The sequence below is a fragment of the Gilliamella sp. B2889 genome (assembly GCF_026536885.1).
Lineage (GTDB): Bacteria > Pseudomonadota > Gammaproteobacteria > Enterobacterales > Orbaceae > Gilliamella > Gilliamella apicola_E.
The window spans coordinates 389,407-413,232 of the sequence record NZ_JAFNNF010000002.1 but is presented as its reverse complement, the minus strand read 5'-3'; the positions used below and the strand labels follow the sequence as shown (position 1 = coordinate 413,232).

Below are 23,826 nucleotides of genomic sequence, written 5' to 3'. Positions count from 1 at the left end.
TTTATTTGCCAAGCGAATGAGTCCATCGCATCACACACTCTTAAAAGATTATAATACTAATTCACCACGCCATAAATCATCAAACGTCTCACGTTTTCGAATTAACTTATATTGTTTTCCTCCTTCAAGCAAAACTTCAGCTGGACGTGGGTGACTATTATAATTTGACGCCATACTAAAACCATAGGCACCAGCACTACAAATAACCAATAGATCACTTTGTTCAACGGACAACTCTCGTTGATAAGCTAACACATCGCTAGATTCGCAGATTGGTCCAACGATATTGTAACATTCTTTTTTATCAGAACTTTTTGGTTCTCTGACTGGCAAAACTCGCATCCAAGCTTTATAAAGAGCTGGTCGAATTAAATCATTCATTCCCGCATCAACAATAGCAAAATGGTTACCATCTTGATGTTTAGTGTATTCAACTTTAGTAATTAATAAACCAGCATTAGCCACAATTGAGCGGCCTGGTTCAAAAATAATTTCAAGATCAGCATAATTGGTTAATTTCGCGAGTAACTCTGAAACAAGTGTAGATGCAGAAATAGGTGTTTCATTATCATAACAGACCCCTAATCCACCACCTAAATCAATATGTTCAAGGTGAATATTTTCTGCTTTGAGTTTATCAACCAATATTAAAATCCTATCAGCAGCATCTAAAAATGGCGATAATTCTGTTAATTGAGAACCAATATGGCAATCAATACCAACTATCTTAATATGGTTTAAACTAGCCGCTTTGCGGTATACATCAAGGGCTAATTGATAACTTATGCCGAATTTATTTTCACGCAATCCTGTTGAGATATAGGGATGGGTTTTGGCATCCACATCAGGATTAATTCTTAATGAAATTGTTGCAATTTTACCTAATTGTTGAGCAATTTCGTTGATACGATATAATTCCGCCTCCGACTCAACGTTGAAACATTTAATACCAACTTCAAGCGCACGTTTGATTTCTTCAATAGATTTTGCGACACCAGAAAAAACTATCTTTCTAGGTTCGGCACCTGCTTTTAGCACCCTTTCTAATTCACCCTGCGAGACAATATCAAAACCAGCACCAAGTTTTGCCAACAAATTTAAAACCGATAAATTACTGTTAGCCTTAACTGCATAACAAATTAGATGTTTCTTATCTTGAAGAATTTGCTGATAAGCAAGAAATTGTTTTGTCATATGAGCAGCAGAATAGACATATAACGGAGTTCCATATTGCTTTGCTAGATCAGAGATAGCGACTTCATCTGCCAATAACTGACCATTACAATAATGTAAAAATTTCATTGAATTATTCCTTTAAGCTATGTTACTCACATCATTAGATTGAACAAATGTGCTTGACTGCTCATTAGGATAATATAATGGGCCTTTTAAACCGCAACCAACTAATGTCAAGATGGCTAATAATATGGAGAATAATTTGATCATTGATTTCATATAATATTCGCAATTCTTTCATTTTGTTATAATGACCATTATATTACACGATAGGCCAATTAGTGGAAAGAATAAATAAAAATCTCTTAATATTAATATGTTGCTATAAAAGAGTTTAATAAGATCTTAAGGTTAAAAATAACATGTCATTCTGATGCGTTCTGATGACTATTTTTTTATTCGACTGAATAGATAAAGCCCAAATAAGACATTAATTGAGCTTTATATCATTTTTATTACATGTAAATTAGGAGAATAGTGCATATCCTGCTTGGGATGCCATAGCATTTAGGCTTTGTTGAGCAGTAATAATATTTTGCTTCCAATTATCATCTTTAGCCCACATTTCAATCACAAAAGGAGCACAATAATCCATTAATTTTAATGTATTAAAAATGGCCGGAAAATCAACTTCGCCTTCACCGATAACTAAATCTCGAAATTGCCCAGAATAATTAGATTTAACTTTTTTGGTATCTTTAAGATGAATTTGCACAATATGATCACGACTTAATAATAGTTCGGTGCACACATCATAATTCCAACCAGAAATATTACCAACATCCGGATAAGCCATAAAGTATGAAGACGGTATTTCCCTTTTCAGAATCTCGAATTTACTTAGTGAATTAAGATAGTCAGTATCCATTATTTCTACAGCTAACATAATACCTGCTTTTTCTGCTTGTTTAGCACTCCACTTCATACCTTCAATAAAGCGTTGATGGGTTTGATTACTTGCTGGTTCATAATAGACATCATATCCTGCAAGCTGAATGACTCTGACACCTAATTTATAAGCAAGTACTATTGCCTTGTTCATTATGTTTTTTGCTTGTGCGCGAATATGTTCATCATTGGAACCGAATGGATATTTTCGATGAGCACTTAAACAAATAGAGTGCAATGCTATGCCCATTTGTTCTGACAAATGACGTAATGAATAAATTTCATCATCAGACCAATCCAGCCTTGCTCGACGTTCGTCTGACTCATCAATGGATAATTCAATAAAATCGAATCCTAATGCTTTTGCTTCATTAAATTTTTGTTGCCACGTTAAATCATTTGGTAATGCTTTTTCATAAATACCAATACGAGGCGTGTTTTTTTTGATATTTATTGCTCTTTTTGTCATAATCTAAACCTAATAAAAATGGAACAATATGCATTGCAGTTGAATTGACAACTGCAATATACCAATTACCAATATTTAGCTATCTGCTCTCTTAAAGCTTGTGCAGTTTGTTGACCATTTTGGTTAGCAAGAGCACGACCAGCAATAAAGGCTTTCGTTTTTATTCCTGCAAAAAGATGAATATCTTCAGGTACAATACCGCCCGTGATAGAGAGCTCAAGGCCTAAGTCGGAAAGTTGACGCATTTTAACTAAGTCTTCTTCACCCCATCCAAATCCAGCTAATTCTGCATCACGAGAACGATGATAAATAGCTTGCTTTATACCTAACTTTCGCCAGGCTTTGGCATCATCTAGAGTCCAATGACCATATAACTCTATTTGAATTTCTCCATTAAATTCATCAGCAACTTTTTTACAGGCTTCAATAGTTGCAATATGTGCAGCCGCTGAAACAGTTAACCAATTAGCACCTGCAGAAAAAGCCATTTTGGCTAAAATCGCGCCACCGTCGGTAGTTTTTAAATCACAAACCAAGATATGGTTAGGGTATTTTTCTCTTAACGTTTTAACGCCACCAATACCTGCACCAAAAGCAAGAATTGTTCCCACTTCGATAATATCCACAAAACCAGCAACATTTTTTGCAACTTCTAAAGCTGGTTGTAATTCTGTTTGATCTAATGCGATTTGTAGTTTAGGTTTTGTCATTTTATTTGCCCTCTTGCATTCTATTTTTGACCATAATAAGCATTCGCACCATGTTTACGAAAATAGTGCTTATCCGATAAAGCTTGTTGAATTTTTATTGTTTGATTAAGTTGACGTGTAGAAATAGCCATCATTGCGACTTCTTCCAATACGACTGCATTATGCACAGCATCTAAAGCATTTTTACCCCAACAAAATGGAGCATGACCAGAAATAACTGCACCCGGCATCGCTTTAGGATCGAGCCCGCGTCGTTTAAACTCTTCAATAATCACAAGTCCGGTATTTTTTTCATAATCATTTGCTATTTCGCTATCGGTTAATCGACGCGTACATGGCACATCACCATAAAAATAGTCAGCATGGGTTGTTCCTAAGGCAGGTACATCGAGCTCTGCTTGTGCCCAAATAGTCGCATAACGAGAATGCGTATGAACAATACCACCAATATCTTTAAATGCTTTATAAAGCTCAAGATGAGTAGCGGTATCACTTGATGGATTTAGATGACCTTCGATAATGTCACCATTTAGTGCAACCACTACAATATCATCAACTTTCATCTTGTCATACTCGACACCTGATGGCTTAATAGCAATAACACCTTTATCACGATCAATCTCGGACACATTGCCCCATGTAAATGTCACCAAATGATATTGAGGCAATGTTAAATTAGCTGCTAATACTCTTTCTTTTAATGCTTGATACATAAATTAGCCTCCATTTAATGCCTTATCGATGACCGCATAAACATCTTCTTTGTTTTTGCAAGCTCTTAACTTATCAAGATTGACTCCAGTTTCACTGGTTTCATCATCTAACACCTGGGTAACCTCCATTAATCCTTCCATGTGTTGATCTGATGTACTTCCTGCTAAAGTAACAAGCACATCAACAGGTTCTTCTTCGCCATCGAAATAAACTGGTTGATTAAGGGTTACTAAAGCAAAAGCAGTACGATTGACTCCATCTTCTGGTCTGGCATGAGGCATGGCAAAATTAGGTGCAATAATAATATAAGGCCCCATTGTTTTAACGCAGTGGATAATTGCGTCATAATAAGAAGGTTTAATTGCATTTGAAGCGACTAACATATCGGTACCTAATTTGACAGCTTCTTGCCAATTAGCAGCATTTGCTTTTAATAATATTGAATTATTTTCAATTAATGATTCTTTCAAAGCCATCGTTGTACTCCTTTCTTCTCTTTATATTTAATCGATTATTGAGCAAGTACTTTTTTAATAATCTCAATAAGCTCATCACCGAATGTGTTTGGATTAAGCATATTTTGTACACCTAAAGCATGTTGTCCTTCATTAACTTCGATTTCGTGAATCAAGTGTTTTGAAGCCACAATAATGTCAACATTGGGTAAACGTGATTTGTAATCAGTTACCGCGCATGAATCCATCACATTTGCAATACCTTTCTTATCTAGATAATTAGCTATTTTCATTTTCATCATCATTGAAGAACCTTGCCCACTTCCACATACCGCAAGGATACGTATCGGACGACCTTCAGCCACGGCTACTTCATCCATTTTATCTACCACAGCTTCATTAACATCTTGTTGATTATCGTTAAATTCTGGATGATCTTTTTGCATTGCTTCTTCTTGTTTAAGCTGTTTTGCAGCAAAAAACATATAAACTAAAGCTAATGCAATTAATAAATAGATGAATAAATGAGAGAATGATAAGCCTTGTAAAATTGGTGGGAATAAAATTGCCCAATCAGCCATACCCATCCAAGCGTCAATAGGAGTACCATTTTGAGCAAAAATGTGAATTACCCAAGCTGAACCAAATACTTCAATCATGCCCATAACAAAACAGAGTTTCATCACCGCTTTCCAACCACCAAAATGGTTTGCAAAAACACCAATTGTCGCATTAGAGAAAAACATTGGAATAAAACCAGGAATAATCATAATCGGTGATTTGAAAATAAGTAATAAAGCAATCGCTAAAAATTGTCCTAATGCCCCCCAAATAAAACCAAATACCATAGCATTAGGTGAGAATGCATAAATCGCAGCACAATCTATTGCTAATACTGCATTAGGGATCAATTTTTCCGAAATACCTTTAAATGCCTCAGATAATTCAGCTACAAACATTCTTACCCCACCAACGATAACTTGTATGGCAACAGCAAATTTCAATCCTGTTTCAAGAATATAAATAGTCCAATGAGTAGAGCCAGCCATAGTTTGCAAATTATCCAAACCAAAAGAAAGCAAAATAATGCCAAAAAAGAATGTCATAACAATTGCTGTAGCAGCGATACTGTCATGAAAGATATGTAACCATTTAGGTAATTTAAGGTTATCAACAGAATTGGCTTTATCGCCTAATTTTGGTGCCAATTTAACAGCAATCCAAGAACCAAGTTGTTGCTGGTGTCCAATTGAAAAACCAGCACCACCAGTCACTGCTTCGGTAGGCTTAAACATCATATTGGAAAATATTCCCCAATATAACGCTGTAATGATTGCTGAATAGATTATTGTTTCCCACATGCCATAACCGAAAAGGAAATAGAATAAAGTAATCAACCCTACTTGTTGGAACATGATATGGCCTGTTAACATTATGGTACGAATACCGGTAATACGACGAAAAATGACTAAAACAATATTAATTGCTAGTGCTAATAAAACCGCATATCCTACCCACGAATACTGATCACCCATACCGTTTTCAACAGCAACCATTGATGCATAAGTGTCAATGATAGATCCTTTAATACCATGATATTCAGCTAATTTGGCAATAACCGGCTTAAAGGTCGAAACCAACACATTTGAACCCACTTGTAACAACATAAACCCAACAATGGTTTTAATTGTTCCTTTTAAAATTGTGGTTATGTCTTTGCGTAAAAGACAATAACCAAGCATTGTCACCAAGCCTAGTAACAAAGGTGCTTTCGTCATGACTTGACTATAAAAAATGTAGAAAATGTTATAGATTACTTCCATATGCCCCTCTCATTGGTTATTGGACACTGTTTGCATTACAAATCCTTATTAACTTTTCAATGCAGGATAATTAACGCTATCCAGATGCCACTTATATGGTTGTTTAGTGTGAGGTTAGTTTTTTCTTAAAACTTAACTCAGTTAATCAATCGTGATTCATTAACTGATATTCATCTTCCATAATCATAATTAATCATTCAATGATTATTTATGATTATTTTGACGTAGATCACTTTTCTATAACAATCAACTGTAAAACTGTGATGGATATCACATTATCGCTAAAAAAAACACCATGCAAATCAAATTATAGTTATATTAATCAATACATTAAATTATTTTATCTTTAATGAGACATGATCAGCGATTGACAATAAATCCAATGATAATTATTATCACAAATAATCAAATTAGCTCATGATGTTATAAGAGGTTATCAATGAATGAAATTGTGCGACACAACGAAATTGTTGCTTTAGTCAATGAAAAAGGTGAGTTAAAAGTCACCGAATTAATTGAAATTTTCTCCATTTCTCCGGCTACAGCTAGAAGAGATATAACTAAACTTGCTTTAGATGGCCGAGTGCGAAAAGTACGTAATGGTATTTTACGGTTAGAAGAACAAAAACCTATTTGGGCACCAATAGATATCAATAACACCGATCACTATCATGAAAAAGCGCGCATCGCGATACGTGCAGCTAAACTATGCGAAAGTGATGAAAACGTTGTGATTAATTGCGGTTCAACAGCATTTTTATTAGGGCGTGAATTGTGTGGTAAAAATGTCTCAATTATTACCAATTACTTTCCATTAGCCTGTTATTTAATTGAACACGATCATGAAAACGTCATCATTATGGGAGGGTTATATAACAAAACACAAAATATCATACTCAACCCTATTGCCAGCTTTACTGATTCTTATGCAGCAAAATGGATGTTTACTAGTGGCAAAACATTAACACCAACTGGTCTTTATAAAAATGAGATCTTAGGTGCAGTTGCAGAACAACAAATTTTAGAAAAAGCTGAAAAATTAGTTGTGGTGGTAGATAGCTCCAAAATCGATACTAAAGCCAACTCCGGCATGCTTTTTTGTCCTGTAAATAAAATCGATATTTTAATTACAGGTAAACAAGCGAATAAAGAGGTAATCGATTGCATAAAAGAGCAAGGCGTAGAAGTAATATTAGTTTAACTATTAAATGAAGAAAAGGAACATAGTATGAGTAAAGTGAATGAAATTACCCGTGACTCTTGGATTTTAAACACTTTTCCTGAGTGGGGAACTTGGCTTAATGAAGAGATAGAAAATACGGAAGTTAAACCTAATACGTTTACCATGTGGTGGCTTGCTTGTACGGGAATTTGGTTGAAATCAGCTGGTAACACCAATATTTCTGTCGATTTCTGGTGTGGTACAGGTAAAAAAACCCACGCCAATCCTTTAATGAACAAACAACACCAGATGATGCGCATGGGAGGTGTACGTGAATTACAACCTAATTTAAGAACCAGCCCATTTGTTTTAGATCCATTTGCTATTAAACAAATTGATGCCGTCATGGCAACACATGATCATGCGGACCATATTGATGTCAATGTTGCAGCTGCAGTTATTCAAAATTGCTCACCAGAAGTAAAATTTATTGGTCCTAAAGCTTGTGTCGAATTATGGAAAAGTTGGGGTGTACCGGAAGAACGCTGTATTGTTGCAAAAGTAGGTGAAACCTTACATGTTGGTGATATTACGATTCATGTTTTAGATTCATTTGATAGAACATCACTTGTAACTTTACCTAAAGGTGTTTCATCAACAGATAAATCCATTTTAGATGGGATGAATGATCGTGCAGTCAATTATTTATTCGAAACAACCGGTGGTTCACTCTACCATTCAGGGGATTCTCACTATTCAAACTATTACGCAAAACACGGTAATGATTATAAAATTGATGTTGCTCTTTTATCTTATGGCGAAAATCCACGTGGTGTAACCGATAAAATGACTTCGTCAGATATTTTACGCGCAGCAGAATCTCTCAACACTAAAGTGGTCATTCCATTCCACCATGATATTTGGTCTAATTTCCAAAGTGATCCTCGTGAAATAGAAGTATTATGGGATATGAAAAAAGACCGCCTAGAATATCAATTTAGACCATTTTTCTGGCAAGTTGGTGGTAAATATACATATCCTACTGATAAAAATAAAATGCATTATCAGCACTATCGAGGATTCAGAGATATCTTTACCGATGAGCCGGAATTACCATACCGTTCATTCTTATAAATAAAATTAACACTAATATTTATGGACTTATAGATATCGCTATAAGTCCTTTTTTATGAATAACGCTTTGCTTTTATTGAATATTATATGGAAAAAGCTATTACAGTTCTCAACTACTATCATAATTTAAGCATTAATGTACTTTTCTCGATCAGGTAGCCAACATTCAATTAGCTGATTAGCACTTTCGGGATAATTCTTCTGTAAATAATAAGAGGCTTTTTGCACTTCATTAATTAGATGTTGATCACGGATTAAATCAACTACTTTGAAGTTAGCTACCCCTATTTGCCTTGTACCTAGAATTTCGCCACTACCACGAATCTCTAAATCTTTTTGGGCAATAACAAAACCGTCATTACTTTCTCGCATCACCTTCATACGTGCTTGAGCTATTTTACTTAAAGGTGCTTGATACATAAGAACACAATGAGATATTGCAGTACCTCTCCCTACTCGCCCACGTAATTGGTGCAGTTGTGCTAAGCCTAAACGTTCAGCATTTTCAATAATCATCAAGCTAGCATTAGGCACATCGACACCGACTTCAATAACCGTTGTGGCAACTAATAATTGAATTTTACCGTCTTTAAAATCCTGCATGACAGATTGTTTTTGATCTGATTTCATTTTGCCATGCACTAAAGCAATAATAAGATGCGGTAAGCGTTCTTGTAATTCTGCAACTAACATTTCTGCAGCTTGAGCATCAAGCGTTTCAGATTCTTCAACTAAAGTACAAACCCAATAGACTTGGCGATTATCAATACAAGCTTGATTGACACGTTGAATAATTTCATCACGACGAGAATTTGGTATCACTATCGTCGATATTGGCGTTCGTCCTGGAGGTAATTCATCTATGATTGATACATCTAAATCTGCATAAACTGTCATCGCTAGGGTTCTTGGAATTGGCGTTGCTGTCATTATTAATTGATGAGGATGACACTCATCTTTAATACCTTTTTCCCAAAGACTTAATCGCTGGTTTACACCAAAGCGATGTTGTTCATCAATAATCACCAATCCTAATTGGAAAAACTTAACTTTCTCAACAAATACGGCATGAGTACCAATTAACATTGAAATTTCGCCTAATTCAATATCATCATATCGTCGTTTTTTATTTTTTGCGGTCAATCGCCCAGTTAACAACTCAACCTTTATTCCTAGTGGCTCAAACCATCGACAAAAATTATGAAAATGTTGTTCGGCTAATATTTCGGTCGGCGCCATTAAAACAACTTGCTTATTATTTTCAATAGCATTTAGAGCGGCTAAAGCTGCCACTAACGTTTTACCTGAGCCCACATCTCCCTGAACTAATCGCATCATTGGAACTGACTTAGCCATATCTTGATAAATATCCTGTACGACTCTTTTTTGCGCATTAGTCGGTTCAAATGGCAAGGAAGCAAGGAAAGGCTGAGAATAACGCTTATTAATATGCATTGGATAAGAATGTTGTTTTTGATTATCAACCTTAATAAACAACATACTTAAATGATAAGCAAGCAACTCTTCAAAAACAAAACGCTTTATTGCTGGATGTTCTCCATCAATAAGCTGATCTACATTCGTTGTTAATGATGGATTATGAATAATATCTAATGATTCAACAACAGATAAATAACCATTGCTTATTGAAACCGGTAAGATTTCAGCTGGTGGGTTTCGTTTTAACAATATTAATGCCGATTGTATTGCTTTACGGATGACATTCTGAGTTAACCCATAGGTAGTTGAATAAATCGGCGTAAATCGCTCTTCGTTTGGTTCAGAAAAACTAGGTGACTCCTCTTTTTTTGATTGAATATTAAATTGTGGGTGAATCATTTCTGGATAATGGCTCCCCCTCTTTATTTCTCCGTAAGCCCTCACCCATTTACCGGATGCCATGGCTGTCTTCATACCCATGTTGAAATTGAGAAAACGTAAAATAGCGATACCAGAATCATCCTGAATATAGCAGAGCAACATTTTACGTTTAGTTGTAATTATTTCACTTTTGATAATTTGACCTAAAATTGTGGTCGTTTCACCAATAGCAACATCACTAATTGCTGAAGATGTCGAACGATCTTCATAACGTAAAGGGAAATGTAATAAGAGATCTTGAACAGATTTAATACCAAGTGCAAAGAATTTTTTTTCTAAACTAGGCCCAATACCAGCTAATTTTGCAAGCGGTATTCGGTTTAGCAAACGATCAACCATAATAACTAATTAATATTACGTGTCACACTCACTACATCTTGTTGTAGTGATAATTTTCGGATTAAATCATTAAGTTGTTGAGTATTCTTAACTTCAATTTGCAAAATAATTGTATAGATTTGCCTATCTTTTTCTTCCGTGTTTAACCATTGAATATGTGCTTTCTCATCATTAATGATAGAAAGAACATGACCTAAAGAACCCTGATTATTAATAATATCTACCCAAATTTCAGCTACAAAAAACTGCTCAATATCTGGTGCCCATTTAAGCGAAATATATTTATCGGGATTATTCTGATAACCACTAACATTGCGACAAGATTCATGATGCACAGTTAAACCTTTTTCAGGGCTAACATGACCGACAATAGGATCATTAGGAATAGGATGACAACATTTTGAAAAAGTAACTAATACCCCTTCACTTCCTGTTATAACTAATGTTTTATTTTCTTCAGATTGATTAAATAAAAGCGCTTTATGTTCAAGGCCTTTGACAATAAAATGGCTCATAATATTGCCTAGCCCTATTTCAGCTAATACATCCTCAAACGAAGTCAACTTAGTCAAACTAACAATACGATCTTTCTGCTTATCAGTTAGCGAGTCGATTCCACCCGATTTAATAAGCGCTAAATTAAGCAATTTACGACCTAATAAAATAGCATCTTCGCGCTTCAAGGTTTTCAATGCTTGTCGAATGCGAGATCTTGCTTTAGCACTAACCACAAAATTAAGCCAACTTGCATTAGGACGACTTTCTGGAGACGTAATAATTTCAACAGTTTGACCATTGCTTAAAGGTTGAGAAAGCGGGTAAGGCTTACGATCAACTAAAGCCCCAATACACTGGAAACCAATATCAGAATGCACAGCATATGCTAAATCAACTGCTGTTGAACCTTCAGGTAATTGAACAATTCGACCTTTGGGTGTAAAAACATAAATTTCTTTTGGAAAAAGGTCAGATTTAACATTTTCAATAAACTCAAATGAATTACCAACACTTTGCTGAAGTTCCAACAAGCTCTGCATCCAACGCTGGGCTTTAATCTGAGTAGTAGTGTTATTTAACTCATCATTTTCGTTATAAATCCAATGCGCAGCAACACCCATTTCTGCCATTTGATCCATATCTTCGGTTCGAATTTGCACTTCCACAGGCGTACCATGTGGGCCAATCAATGATGAATGCAACGATTGATAACCATTCGCTTTAGGAATAGCAATATAATCTTTAAAACGATTAAGTCGAGGTTTATATAAGTTATGGACTAAACCAAGTGCACGATAACAAGTATCAACATCATCAACTACAATTCGGAAAACATAAATATCCATAATTGAATGGAAATGCTGTTCACGAAGTTGCATCTTTTGATAAATAGCATAAATGTTCTTTTCAAGCGCTTCCACTTGGGCATTGATATTCGCTTCAGATAAACGCCCTTTAATTTCTGATAGAATTTGCTGAATAAGCTCTTTTCTGGTGCCACGAGCAATCTTAACGACTTTTTCAAGAACTCTAGCGCGATTAGGATGCATCGCCGTAAAACCAAGTATTTCAAGCTCAGTTTTAATATGATGAATACCTAAACGATGAGCCAAAGGAGCATAAATCTCTAATGTTTCTTTAGCAATACGTCGACGTTTATCCGGTCTTAATGCCCCAAGAGTACGCATATTATGCGTTCTATCAGCTAACTTAATTAGAATCACTCGGACATCTTCGGTCATGGCTAAAACCATTTTGCGAAAATTTTCAGCTTGAGCTTCTTGTCGGTTTCTAAATTTTAACTTATCAAGTTTCGAGACACCTTCAACTAACATTGCTACATGTTTGCCAAATTTTTGTGTTATATCTTGAAAGGTGACTTGGGTATCTTCGATGGTGTCATGCAAAAGTGCAGCGATGATGGTCTCATAATCCAGCCGCATATCGGCTAAAATGGTTGCTACAGCAACCGGATGAGTAATATAGGGCTCACCGCTACAACGGAATTGTCCTTCATGCGCTTGTTTAGCAAAAAAGTAGGCATTTTGAATTAATTCAACTTGTTTAGCTGGAAGATAAAATGCAACAACCTCTTTTAAGCTTTCAAAATATTGCATGGACAATTCTCAGCAATGTTTATTCGTATGAGGGAGTATTTTCTAAAAGTACCGTTTCATGAAGAGCATTACGCACTTCTGATTCTTCATCTTGACGAGCTTGGAATTCAGCAGTATCAAGAATTTGTTTATTTACAAGCCCATCTTCAATTTCGCGTAAAGCAACTACAGTTTCTTTATCGTTTTCTTCTGGAATTAGTGGCGTTTTGTTTTCAACTTGTAATTGACGAGCACGTCTTGCTGCAACTAAAACGAGATCAAAGCGATTACCAATTTTTTCTACTGCATCTTGGACAGTTACACGAGCCATTTTTACCTCTAATATATTAACTTATATGCTTCAATTGAAAGATCCGCTATTCTACTTAATTTTGTAGGGAATTGTCCATAACTAATATTACTAACAAATGAAAAACCCCTGTAAAATCGTTCTAAAAGCGGAAGCAATATTATAAAACTATTTGTTAAAACTATACGATAAAACTATACCAATAACTCTAACCAAACGTTAGGCCCAATGATAGGCAGATTTAAAAGATAACGACGCAAACCATCTAAAGCAATCGCAGATAAAATTTGTTGTTGGATCTTATTATTTTGAACTCTACCAGTATACTTCAATTTAAAATGCAATTCTTGATTTTTAGTGACAATAACTAAAGTAAATTCCGTATTCTTTTCTTGAAAATTGACTACCCCTAGCGCAATATCAGCTTTTTGATTTTGCAATACTTGTGAAAAGTAATTAAGTGGTTCTTCCATCACAAAAGGTACCACTTCTGATTTCACCACAGGGGCATTGGCTTCTAATAGGTGATAACCAATTACTCCAGCTGATTGTTGTTCAATGACCACAATAGATTGATTCATTTCATTTAACAACCTTGATACAACCTGAGCTAAACCTGATACACCTTGATTAACACCTTCACAAAGTAAATTATCTGCAACAATAGACTTTATTTTGTGCCATGCGTTATCCATTTCACTTTTTTTACTTTCTGGCCCAGTTAATTTCAATTCAATAATAGGCATTGCTGCACGATAACCAACTGTAATAAAGTCAGGAATATCTAATGAAGTCTCGATCTCCATTCCTAAATCACTTTCTGTTCGCCCCATGGTGGTTAATCGATAACAGAGTTTACGTTCGGTTATAGGATAGATCATCTTAATGTCAGGCAAAATTGAAGTTCTAATCATTTCTTTAAATTCAGAAGGAACGCCTGGCGTAAAGAATAATAGACAATTATTTAACACCATCTTAAAGCCACATGCCGTTCCGATTGGATTATCAATTAACGTTGCACTTTGAGGTAACATTGCTTGTTTGATATTGCTTGATGGCATTTTTCTACCGCGATTCAGGAAGTAGCGTTCAAGCACTTTAAACCACTCATCGTGTAAAACCAAAGACTCATTATTAGCCTGTGCAGCTGCTTGTGCACTTAGATCATCACTTGTTGGTCCTAACCCTCCGTTCACAATTAAAATATCATTGTGCAAGCTACGCTCTTGCAGAGTATCAACCAATGTCAACAAATCATCCCCTACTGTATGGCGCGAAGTGATAGAAATGCCTTCTTCAAATAAAAAATCAGATAACCAAGCTGCATTAGTATCAACAATTTGACCATATAAAACCTCATCACCAGTACTAAGCATCTCAATTTTGAGTGGATCTTTTATCTGATTCATAATTATCCCTAGCTAATTAAAAAATGATTAAAAATTTAATTATTTATATCCTCGTCGTTTTTGCTTTCCATATGTTCTTTACTCTGAACTGACCTAACAGCAAAATAAAGATCATAAGCAAACTCAATATAATCAGTATCTAATTTAATATTCATCTGCTTAAACCAATTCTTCAATGTTTTACGTCGGCCAGATAAAATCAGTACCACATTTCTAACCTTCAACGATTTAACCAACTCGTCAATACCGGTCAAAACACTAACATCTTTATAGGTAAAGCAAGGAATAGCATCAACAATCACATAATTAATTGCCTCAGGAGATTCATCTATATAATTAATAATCCTACGTTTAAAGTATGCAATATTGAAATAAGTTAATGGAGAATTAAAGCGATAAATCATAGTGTTACTTAATGGACTAACATCCGAACCAATTGAATGAATTCGTCCACTTTCATCAACACCTAATAATTGATCATTCGGCCTAAACACACGACGCAAAAATAAAAACAGCCCTAATAAAACGGCCAACGCCATACCGGGAATAATACCAATAACTAATACCGAAATTAACGTAGTTAAGCTTAAATAAAACGCATCACGATCGAATTTAAAAAATCGGATAATAGTTTGAAAATTGATAAGAGATAAAGAAGAATATATTAAAATCACCGCCAACACACAAGTTGGAATATATTGTAGTGGTGACAAAAAGAACAATACGACAAAGCCAATCAAAGTAGCCGCAATAATTGATACTAATTGCGTTTTACCACCATTGGCATCATTAACCGCGGTACGTGATGAGGTACCGCTGACTACAAAGCCTTGCGATAAACCTGCAACAATATTAGCCATACCTAATGCTTTAAATTCAACATCGGCATTAGTCTCATAATTATTTTTAGAGGCAAAGCTTCGTACCGTAATCATCATACTTACAAAACAAATAACGGCGATATTGAGCGAAGGAACGACTAAATTACGCATCAAGCCCTTATCAAAATCAATCCATGACTCAGCAGGAATAAAATCACTCGTTACTCCACCAATGATTCGAACATTATAATGTTCAAAATTAAACAGCCAAGAGAGAAACGTCATAATAATTACAGCAAACAAAGGGGCTGGATAACGTGGCTTGAATTTTTTCAATACAACCAGAATCGCAAGTGTACAAAAAGATATAAATGCCGTTAACACATGAATTTCAGATATTTTAAAAGGTAGATAAGCAATGCGTTCAATCAAATAAGAATAATCATACTTAAAGCCAAACATCTTAGCTAACTGATCGACCATAATAGTAATTGAAATCCCATTAAGTAGGCCAATCAAAATTGGCTGACTTAATAAATCCGCCAAAGCACCTAAATGGAGTTTACCGGCAATCAAGCACCAAATACCGATCATAATGGTCAACAGCACCACCAATTGCCAACGTAAAACAGGATCATTAGCTGCTAAAGGAAATACCACAGCAGCAACCACAGCACAGGTAGCTGTATCGGGACCGACAATCAATTGCCTGGATGAACCAAAAAGCGCATAGACAATAAGCGGCAAGATAGTTGAATATAATCCCGCAATCGCACCGACGCCTGTAAGCTCTGCATAAGCGATAGAAACAGGCAAAGAAACTGCTGCCACTGATAATCCCGCTTTAATATCAAAACTAAGATATTCGCGCTTATATCGCAATAAACTCATCAGGCCTGGCATCCAAAAAATAATTTTTTGGAATAATGCGCTACTGGTAAACTTTCCCATGTTTGATTATTTCCCTGCTACACTCATATTTTCTACTAATATTGATCCAGTTTGAATATTACTTCTTGTCTCAATATCACTGCCTATTGCCACAATATTTTGGTAAATATCCTTAAGGTTACCCGCGACGGTAATTTCATTGATTGGATACTGTATTTTACCATTTTCCACCCAAAAACCAGAGGCGCCACGCGAATAATCACCCGTAACATTATTAACACCTTGTCCCATTAATGACGTAATAACAACACCTTTATCTAATTTTCTTAACATTGTATCAAAATCAGCATCAGTTTGACTTGGTGAAACTAACCAATTATGTATACCACCAGCATGTCCTGTCGATTTTAGCCCTAATTTTCTGGCTGAATAGTTACTTAACAAATAAGTTTGTAAAATACCGTCTTCAATGATATTGCGCTTAACTGTTTTGGTTCCTTCACTATCAAAAGGTGATGACCCAACTCCTTTTAAAATATAAGGATCTTCTAAAATTGTCAGCCAAGAAGGAAAAATCGCATTACCCACACTATCTAATAAAAAAGAGGATTTTCGGTAAATAGCACCACCACTAATGGCTCCAACTAAATGGCGAATCAACCCAACAGCAACTTCTGCACAAAAAAGAACTGGAACTTGCATAGTCTTTATTTGTTTAGCACCTAAATGAGCAACCGCCTTTTCAGCAGCATGATTACCAACCCAATCAGGTGATTTTAATTGGTTAGCAACACGGGAGGACGTATATTCATAATTACGCTCCATTTGCCCATTTTGTTCAGCAATAACAGAGCAAGAAAGTGAATGCGAACTTGCACAGTAACCTTGTAACATCCCTAAACTATTACCATAAACATAAACACCATAACGACTATTAAAATAACCACCGTCACAGCTTATTAAAGAAGACCTTGCCAACGCACTTAGTTCAGCCTGTTTTGCCTGTTCAATTGCATTATCAACATTCAAATCACTTGGATAAAACAGATCTAAATCTGGCGCATCAAAAGCCATTAAATCGGGATCGCCAAGACCAGAACAAGGATCTGCTGACGTATATTGCATAATATTAATAGCCATATCCACAGTTTGACTGATTGCCTGTGGCGACAAATCACTGGTTGACGCACTACCCTTACGCTGATTTTGATAAACAGTAATACCTAACGCACCATCACTATTAAACTCAACATTCTCAGCCTCACCATCTCGTGTACTAACACTAATACCTGTTGATTGATTAATCGATACCTCAACCGCATCAACTCGAGCTTTTGCCTGGTTAATAGCATCGGCAACAATTGCTGACAAATGTTGCTTTTGGCTTAACGCGTCTTTTTTAATTTGTTCAATACTCATTTTATTATTTTCTACAATTCTGCTAGTGATACGTTATAATATGCCAGAATTCAATTTTAGTTAACAAAAGAAATAGCATGAATAACAATCAAGAGCCAAATTTAGAACCTGACTTCAACATTGATCCTCAAGACGATGACATTATTTACGTCAGTAAAAGTGAAATCAAACGTGATGCTGAAGCACTTAAAAAGTTAGGTGTCGAACTTGTCAACTTAAGCAAAAATGAAATTGCTAAAATTCCCCTTGATGAAGATCTACTTTATGCGATTGAATTAGCGCAAAAAATAAAAAAAGAAGGCTATCGAAGGCAAATCCAATACATTGGTAAACTGCTTCGAAGTCGTGATATTGAACCTATAACATTAGCTTTGGATAAACTTAAAAATCGCCATAACCAACAAGTCGCCCTATTTCATCGATTAGAAAAATTGCGTGACGAACTTATAGAAACGGGTGATGCAGAATCAATAATGGGGCTTTTCCCTTCCGCAGATAGACAGCAACTACGCACACTAGCGCGTTTAGCCAAAAAAGAACTCTCTGCAAACAAACCCCCAAAAACAGCCAGACAAATTTTTCAATATCTAAAAGATTTGAGCGAAACAGAGTAAATTTTTATAATGTTCGCTTTATATTTATCATTAAACACAATTAACAAATAAAAGATAGAGGACACAAAAATGGGACTATTAAATGTACCAGCAGGTAAAGAATTACCAGACGACATCTATGTTGTAATCGAAATCCCAGCGAATGCTGACCCAATTAAATATGAAGTTGATAAAGACACTGGTGCAGTATTTGTCGATCGTTTTATGGCAACAGCAATGTTCTATCCATGTAACTATGGTTATATCAACCACACTTTATCACTAGATGGAGATCCTGTTGACGTATTAGTCCCAACACCATACCCATTACAACCAGGTTCAGTAATTCGTTGCCGTCCAGTTGGTGTATTAAAAATGACTGATGAGGCGGGTTCTGATGCTAAATTAGTTGCAGTACCACACACTAAACTTTCAAAAGAATACGATCATATTAAAGATGTAGATGACTTACCTGAGTTATTAAAATCTCAAATCAAACACTTCTTTGAACAATACAAAGCCCTTGAAAAAGGTAAATGGGTAAAAGTTGAAGGTTGGGATAACGCAGAAGCAGCTCGAAAAGAAATTATCGAATCATTTGAACGTGCAAAATAAACCCTTCTTTACAAAAAAGTAATCGCTTTACCGAGTCATAAAGAAAAATTTTTATGACTCGCATTTTTAGACTTTTTTTGACTTTCGAAATAACTTCAAGTAGTTATAATATCAGTAATTTGCTATAGATCAAAAAACGATCAATTACCAAAAAATCATATAAAAAACTTCATCCTAAGATGAAAAAAATGTCATGAAACTCTTGCTTTCGATTATGATTTATGAGGTAATAGTCGTGGGTGAACAAAAGAAGCATTTTTATGGAAACGATTAACTTTTTAATTTAGTGGTAAACTGGTTAGATTAGTTTTTGAGTTGATGTAAACAATGTTTTGTTAAGCCTAAACAGCCGATAAGGCAAATTATTAATTATTGTTAGGATGTCTAGTAAATGAATAAAAAAACAGGCCAAGTAAAATGGTTCAATGAAAGTAAAGGTTTTGGTTTTATTACCCCAGCCGATGGAAGCAAAGATGTATTTGTTCACTTCTCTGCAATCTCAGGCGACGGCTTTAAAACCTTAGCTGAAGGACAACAAGTCGAATTTGCGATCCAAGATAGCCCACGTGGACCAGCAGCGGCTGAAGTTGTTGTTATCTAATTAAATTTTAATTAAATAATAAAAGTAAAACGCCTATTTGAAAAAATAGGCGTTTTTTATGCTTACGAATAATCATTCTTAGCAGAAATAAAAAAAGCGACTCAAGGTCGCTTTTTTTATCAATTACAATGCTTCTTATTTTTTAGAAACAACTGCGATTAAGTCTAATACTTTGTTTGAATAACCAACTTCATTATCGTACCAAGATACTAATTTAACAAAGTTATCGCTTAATTGGATACCTGCTTTAGCATCAAATACAGAAGTACAAACTTCACCTAAGAAATCTGTAGACACAACGTCATCTTCAGTATAACCAAGAACGCCTTTCATAGGACCTTCAGCTGCTGCTTTGATAACTTTACAGATATCTTCGTATTTAGCTGGTTTAGCTAAACGTGCAGTTAAGTCAACAACAGAAACGTCTGGAGTTGGAACGCGGAAAGCCATACCAGTTAATTTACCATTTAATTCAGGGATAACTTTACCTACAGCTTTAGCAGCACCAGTTGATGAAGGGATGATGTTTTGAGCAGCACCACGACCACCACGCCAGTCTTTATGAGAAGGACCATCAACAGTTTTTTGAGTTGCTGTAGTTGCGTGAACTGTAGTCATTAACGCTTCAACGATACCGAAGTTATCATTAACTACTTTAGCTAAAGGCGCTAAACAGTTAGTAGTACAAGATGCGTTAGAAACGATATCTTGACCAGCATAATCTTTATCATTAACACCCATTACAAACATTGGTGTGCTATCTTTTGAAGGACCAGTTAAAACAACTTTTTTAGCACCAGCTTGGATATGTTTACGAGCAGTTTCATCAGTTAAGAATAAACCAGTTGCTTCAGCTACAACATCAACACCTACTTCATTCCATTTTAAGTTCGCAGGATCTCTTTCAGCAGTAACGCGGATTGTTTTACCATTAACGATTAATTTACCGTCTTTAACTTCAACAGTACCGTCAAAACGACCGTGAGTTGAATCATATTTAAGCATATAAGCCATATAATCAACGTCTAATAAATCGTTGATTGCAACAATTTCGATGTCAGAACGTTTTTGTGCAGCACGGAAAACAATACGACCGATACGGCCAAAACCATTAATACCTACTTTGATTGTCATAACAATTACCTTCTTTATTTGTGTTAAATGATAAAATAATTGGCAATAAACTACCAAATTTTTGTGGTTTATTCAAGCTGAATTAAAATAATTGGTAAGAATAAATTTAACAGAAAACCATCTTAATTATCATCCGATGATAGCCAGCCTAAATAGGCATATTATAAATCAAAAAGCTAATTTTATTTTCAATATAAACTTATTTTAAATCAAGGATGATAATGCACTAACACTCATTTTATTGATAATGACTTAAACTCACTTCAACCTCAAAAGCGATAATATCGATTGACTTAAAAAGTTGATAGATGAAATATAATCATCGCTTTAAACTCTACATTATTCATTGTTTTTATTATTTACAAACAATCAGCTCATTTTCATTACATCATATAAAATGATACAATCACCCCAAAATATACAATATCGAATAAAATAATAAGTTGAACCAATTTTTAGCATTTTAAAAACAGGGTTACTTAAAGAGCAAAATCGAAGATTGTACAAAATACAAGCAAGGTTAGAGATAATAATCGCCAGAGTTTTAGATAAAAAAGAATTAATAATATGACCGAATACGACAACCTCACCGACCACACACCAATGATGCGACAATACCTAAAATTGAAAGCTGAAAATCCGGATATTTTACTGTTTTATCGAATGGGTGATTTTTATGAGATGTTTTATGATGATGCCAAACGTGGTTCGCAACTCTTAGATATATCGCTGACTAAACGAGGCTCATCAAATGGACAGCCAATTCCTATGGCGGGCGTACCTTACCATGCGGTTGAAAGCTACTTAGCTAAACTTATATCGCTTGGCGAATCAGTAGCAATTTGTGAGCAAATAGGTGATCCTGCAACCAGCAAAGGACCCGTTGAACGTAAAATTGTACGAATAGTTACACCTGGCACAGTGAGTGATGAATCACTATTAGAAGATCGTAAAGACAACTTACTCGCGTGCATATGGCAACAAAAAGAGCACTTTGGTTACGCCACTTTAGACATAAGTTCAGGCCGTTTTTTTGTATTTGAATGCGATAATCCAGAAGCTATCCAAGCAGAATTACAGCGAACTAACCCAGTTGAGTTACTCTACCCAGAAGATTTTCAATCAATGAACCTAATTGAAAATCGTCACGGATTAAGACGGCGACCAATTTGGGACTTCGATCTCGAAACCGCCAAACAACAACTCAATTTACAATTTGGAACTAATGATTTAATTGGATATGGGGTAGAAGAGTGCCATTATGCATTATGTGCAGCAGGCTGTTTATTACAATACGTAAAAGATACCCAACGCACAGCCATGCCACATATTCGCTCAATAGTTAAAGAATCGCCAGTTGATTTTGTTGTGCTCGATGCATCCACTCGCAGAAACTTAGAAATTACCGAAAACCTATCAGGTGGAACAGAACATACTGTAGCTGATATCTTAGATAAAACCCAAACTGCAATGGGTAGTCGAATGCTTAAACGCTGGCTGCATTCGCCAATCCGTAATCTAGCAATATTACAAAACCGACAGCTAGCAATTCAAGAACTGCAAAACCATATCACCGACCTACAACCGCTATTAAAACAGATTGGTGATCTTGAACGAATTTTAGCAAGATTAGCATTGAGAAGTGCTCGCCCGCGAGATTTCGCTCGCCTACGCGATGCCTATAACCTATTGCCAACGCTTCAACAACAGCTATCCGAATTCAACGCGCCATCACTAATTGCATTACGCGCTAAAATTAACCAGTTTGACCAAATTGCTGATATCTTAAATCGTGCAATAGTCGAAGCCCCACCCGTTATTATTCGAGACGGAGGCGTAATTGCTGCTGGTTATCATCAAGAATTAGATGAACTACGCAATTTAGCAGATGGTGCAACTAACTACTTAGAACAACTTGAAATTCGAGAACGTGAAACCTTAGGAATTGACACCTTAAAAGTAGGCTTTAATGCCGTACATGGTTACTACATCCAAATTAGCCGAGGTCAAAGCCACCTAGCGCCAATACACTACACACGAAGACAAACACTTAAAAATGTTGAACGCTACATCATTCCTGAGTTAAAAGAGTACGAAGATAAAGTCTTAACGTCTAAAGGTCGTGCATTAGCACTAGAGAAACAGCTTTATGAACAGCTGTTCGACCTACTTATGCCAGAATTAGCTAACATGCAAACCAGCGCTGATGCGATTGCCGAGCTTGATGTACTGACTAATCTTGCTGAACGATCCCTAACGCTCAACTACCGATGCCCAACATTAACCAACAAACCGGGTATTGAAATCAAAGATGGGCGGCACGTTGTGATCGAGCAAGTATTACAAAAGCCATTTATCGCCAACTCACTCTCACTATCATCAGATAGAAGAATGCTAATTATCACTGGCCCTAATATGGGCGGAAAAAGCACCTACATGCGCCAAGCAGCGTTGATCGTCTTACTTGCTTACATTGGTAGCTTTGTCCCAGCTTCGAAAGCAATAATAGGCCCTGTTGATCGTATCTTTACCCGTATTGGCGCATCTGACGATTTAGCATCTGGGCGTTCGACATTTATGGTTGAAATGACCGAAACCGCCAACATTATGCATAACGCTACACCAAATAGCTTAGTTTTAATGGACGAAATTGGCCGAGGAACATCAACCTATGATGGTCTCTCATTAGCTTGGGCGTGTGCTGAAAATTTGGCTAACGAAATCAAAGCAATGACACTATTTGCAACCCACTATTTTGAACTAACGCAACTACCTCAACAGATACAAGGTGTCTACAACATCCATTTTGACGCGATTGAACACGACCATACTGTCGCTTTCATTCATGAAGTATCCGAAGGTGCAGCGAGCAAAAGTTTTGGTATAGCTGTGGCAGGATTAGCCGGTGTGCCTAAAACGATATTAAAACGAGCCAAACAGAAGCTAAAAGAGCTAGAAGTTCTCTCAACAGCTGACAGCCATATTGAAAGCTCACAACTGACCTTGATCAGTGATACTGAACCATCAGAAGTCGAGCTAGCTCTACAACAGCTCGATCCAGATGCATTAACGCCAAAACAAGCGTTAGAAGCAATCTATCAACTAAAAAAATTACTCTAAATAAAAAAA

The 23,826-nt window shown here is 35.8% G+C and carries 20 protein-coding genes; 6 read left to right on the top strand and 14 right to left on the bottom strand.

What is annotated here, in order from left to right; genetic code table 11:
* Positions 1–48: 48 nt before the first annotated feature.
* From lysA to J3U09_RS04720, 7 genes are all read right to left on the bottom strand, one after another.
* Positions 49–1,302 carry a diaminopimelate decarboxylase gene (gene lysA, locus J3U09_RS04745; protein ID WP_065563133.1) on the bottom strand — a complete coding sequence of 418 codons (1,254 nt, stop codon included), beginning with the start codon at positions 1,300–1,302 and terminating at the stop codon, positions 49–51.
* A gap of 12 nt (positions 1,303–1,314) precedes the next feature.
* Entirely contained in the window at positions 1,315–1,446 is a 132-nt protein-coding gene (gene lptM / locus J3U09_RS10990; protein ID WP_370632603.1) for an LPS translocon maturation chaperone LptM, read from the bottom strand.
* 256 nt (positions 1,447–1,702) lie between these two features.
* Positions 1,703–2,593 (bottom strand): L-ribulose-5-phosphate 3-epimerase, encoded by an 891-nt coding sequence (locus tag J3U09_RS04740; RefSeq protein WP_267357312.1) that lies wholly within the window; start codon positions 2,591–2,593, stop codon positions 1,703–1,705.
* Positions 2,594–2,658: 65 nt separating this feature from the next.
* The gene (locus J3U09_RS04735; protein WP_065563135.1) at positions 2,659–3,303 is read right to left on the bottom strand and encodes a 3-keto-L-gulonate-6-phosphate decarboxylase UlaD; all 645 of its coding nucleotides are present in this window, start codon (positions 3,301–3,303) and stop codon (positions 2,659–2,661) included.
* A gap of 20 nt (positions 3,304–3,323) precedes the next feature.
* On the bottom strand, positions 3,324–4,016 hold the full coding sequence (locus J3U09_RS04730) for an L-ribulose-5-phosphate 4-epimerase (protein WP_065563136.1): 693 nt from the start codon (positions 4,014–4,016) through the stop codon (positions 3,324–3,326).
* Positions 4,017–4,019: 3 nt separating this feature from the next.
* Positions 4,020–4,493 (bottom strand): PTS sugar transporter subunit IIA, encoded by a 474-nt coding sequence (locus J3U09_RS04725; protein WP_065563137.1) that lies wholly within the window; start codon positions 4,491–4,493, stop codon positions 4,020–4,022.
* A 35-nt stretch (positions 4,494–4,528) separates the two neighbouring features.
* Entirely contained in the window at positions 4,529–6,295 is a 1,767-nt protein-coding gene (locus J3U09_RS04720) for a PTS ascorbate-specific subunit IIBC (protein WP_065733832.1), read from the bottom strand.
* 439 nt (positions 6,296–6,734) lie between these two features.
* On the opposite strand from J3U09_RS04720, the gene ulaR reads away from it, so the two are divergent.
* Together ulaR and ulaG are read left to right on the top strand one after the other, a co-directional pair.
* A complete protein-coding gene (gene ulaR / locus J3U09_RS04715) occupies positions 6,735–7,496 on the top strand; it encodes an HTH-type transcriptional regulator UlaR (RefSeq protein ID WP_065563139.1) in 762 nt (253 codons plus the stop codon).
* Between the two features lie 27 nt (positions 7,497–7,523).
* On the top strand, positions 7,524–8,591 hold the full coding sequence (gene ulaG / locus J3U09_RS04710) for an L-ascorbate 6-phosphate lactonase (protein ID WP_065733831.1): 1,068 nt from the start codon (positions 7,524–7,526) through the stop codon (positions 8,589–8,591).
* A 126-nt stretch (positions 8,592–8,717) separates the two neighbouring features.
* Here the strand turns inward: ulaG and recG are convergent, their stop codons facing one another.
* From recG to pmbA, 6 genes are all read right to left on the bottom strand, one after another.
* The gene (recG, locus tag J3U09_RS04705) at positions 8,718–10,811 is read right to left on the bottom strand and encodes an ATP-dependent DNA helicase RecG (protein WP_267337421.1); all 2,094 of its coding nucleotides are present in this window, start codon (positions 10,809–10,811) and stop codon (positions 8,718–8,720) included.
* Positions 10,812–10,816: 5 nt separating this feature from the next.
* Positions 10,817–12,925, bottom strand: a complete 2,109-nt coding sequence (gene spoT / locus J3U09_RS04700) for a bifunctional GTP diphosphokinase/guanosine-3',5'-bis pyrophosphate 3'-pyrophosphohydrolase (protein WP_267357311.1) — start codon at positions 12,923–12,925, stop codon at positions 10,817–10,819.
* 19 nt (positions 12,926–12,944) lie between these two features.
* The gene (gene rpoZ, locus J3U09_RS04695) at positions 12,945–13,235 is read right to left on the bottom strand and encodes a DNA-directed RNA polymerase subunit omega (RefSeq protein ID WP_065563143.1); all 291 of its coding nucleotides are present in this window, start codon (positions 13,233–13,235) and stop codon (positions 12,945–12,947) included.
* Positions 13,236–13,408: 173 nt separating this feature from the next.
* Positions 13,409–14,623 (bottom strand): CinA family nicotinamide mononucleotide deamidase-related protein, encoded by a 1,215-nt coding sequence (locus tag J3U09_RS04690; protein WP_267357309.1) that lies wholly within the window; start codon positions 14,621–14,623, stop codon positions 13,409–13,411.
* A gap of 35 nt (positions 14,624–14,658) precedes the next feature.
* Positions 14,659–16,395 carry a SulP family inorganic anion transporter gene (locus J3U09_RS04685; RefSeq protein ID WP_267357307.1) on the bottom strand — a complete coding sequence of 579 codons (1,737 nt, stop codon included), beginning with the start codon at positions 16,393–16,395 and terminating at the stop codon, positions 14,659–14,661.
* A 6-nt stretch (positions 16,396–16,401) separates the two neighbouring features.
* Positions 16,402–17,754, bottom strand: coding sequence for a metalloprotease PmbA (gene pmbA / locus J3U09_RS04680; RefSeq protein WP_267331692.1), 1,353 nt, complete (start codon positions 17,752–17,754; stop codon positions 16,402–16,404).
* Between the two features lie 77 nt (positions 17,755–17,831).
* Here pmbA and yjgA point away from each other — a divergent pair, with 77 nt between their 5' ends.
* From yjgA to J3U09_RS04665, 3 genes are all read left to right on the top strand, one after another.
* Positions 17,832–18,368, top strand: coding sequence for a ribosome biogenesis factor YjgA (yjgA, locus tag J3U09_RS04675; protein ID WP_267357305.1), 537 nt, complete (start codon positions 17,832–17,834; stop codon positions 18,366–18,368).
* 69 nt (positions 18,369–18,437) lie between these two features.
* Positions 18,438–18,962 (top strand): inorganic diphosphatase, encoded by a 525-nt coding sequence (gene ppa / locus J3U09_RS04670; protein WP_065563147.1) that lies wholly within the window; start codon positions 18,438–18,440, stop codon positions 18,960–18,962.
* A 391-nt stretch (positions 18,963–19,353) separates the two neighbouring features.
* Positions 19,354–19,563 (top strand): cold shock domain-containing protein, encoded by a 210-nt coding sequence (locus J3U09_RS04665; protein ID WP_025315032.1) that lies wholly within the window; start codon positions 19,354–19,356, stop codon positions 19,561–19,563.
* A 135-nt stretch (positions 19,564–19,698) separates the two neighbouring features.
* Here J3U09_RS04665 and gapA read toward each other — a convergent pair whose 3' ends face one another.
* The gene (gene gapA, locus J3U09_RS04660) at positions 19,699–20,697 is read right to left on the bottom strand and encodes a glyceraldehyde-3-phosphate dehydrogenase (RefSeq protein ID WP_065563148.1); all 999 of its coding nucleotides are present in this window, start codon (positions 20,695–20,697) and stop codon (positions 19,699–19,701) included.
* A gap of 567 nt (positions 20,698–21,264) precedes the next feature.
* Here gapA and mutS point away from each other — a divergent pair.
* On the top strand, positions 21,265–23,817 hold the full coding sequence (mutS, locus tag J3U09_RS04655; protein ID WP_267357303.1) for a DNA mismatch repair protein MutS: 2,553 nt from the start codon (positions 21,265–21,267) through the stop codon (positions 23,815–23,817).
* The last annotated feature ends 9 nt before the right edge of the window (positions 23,818–23,826 follow it).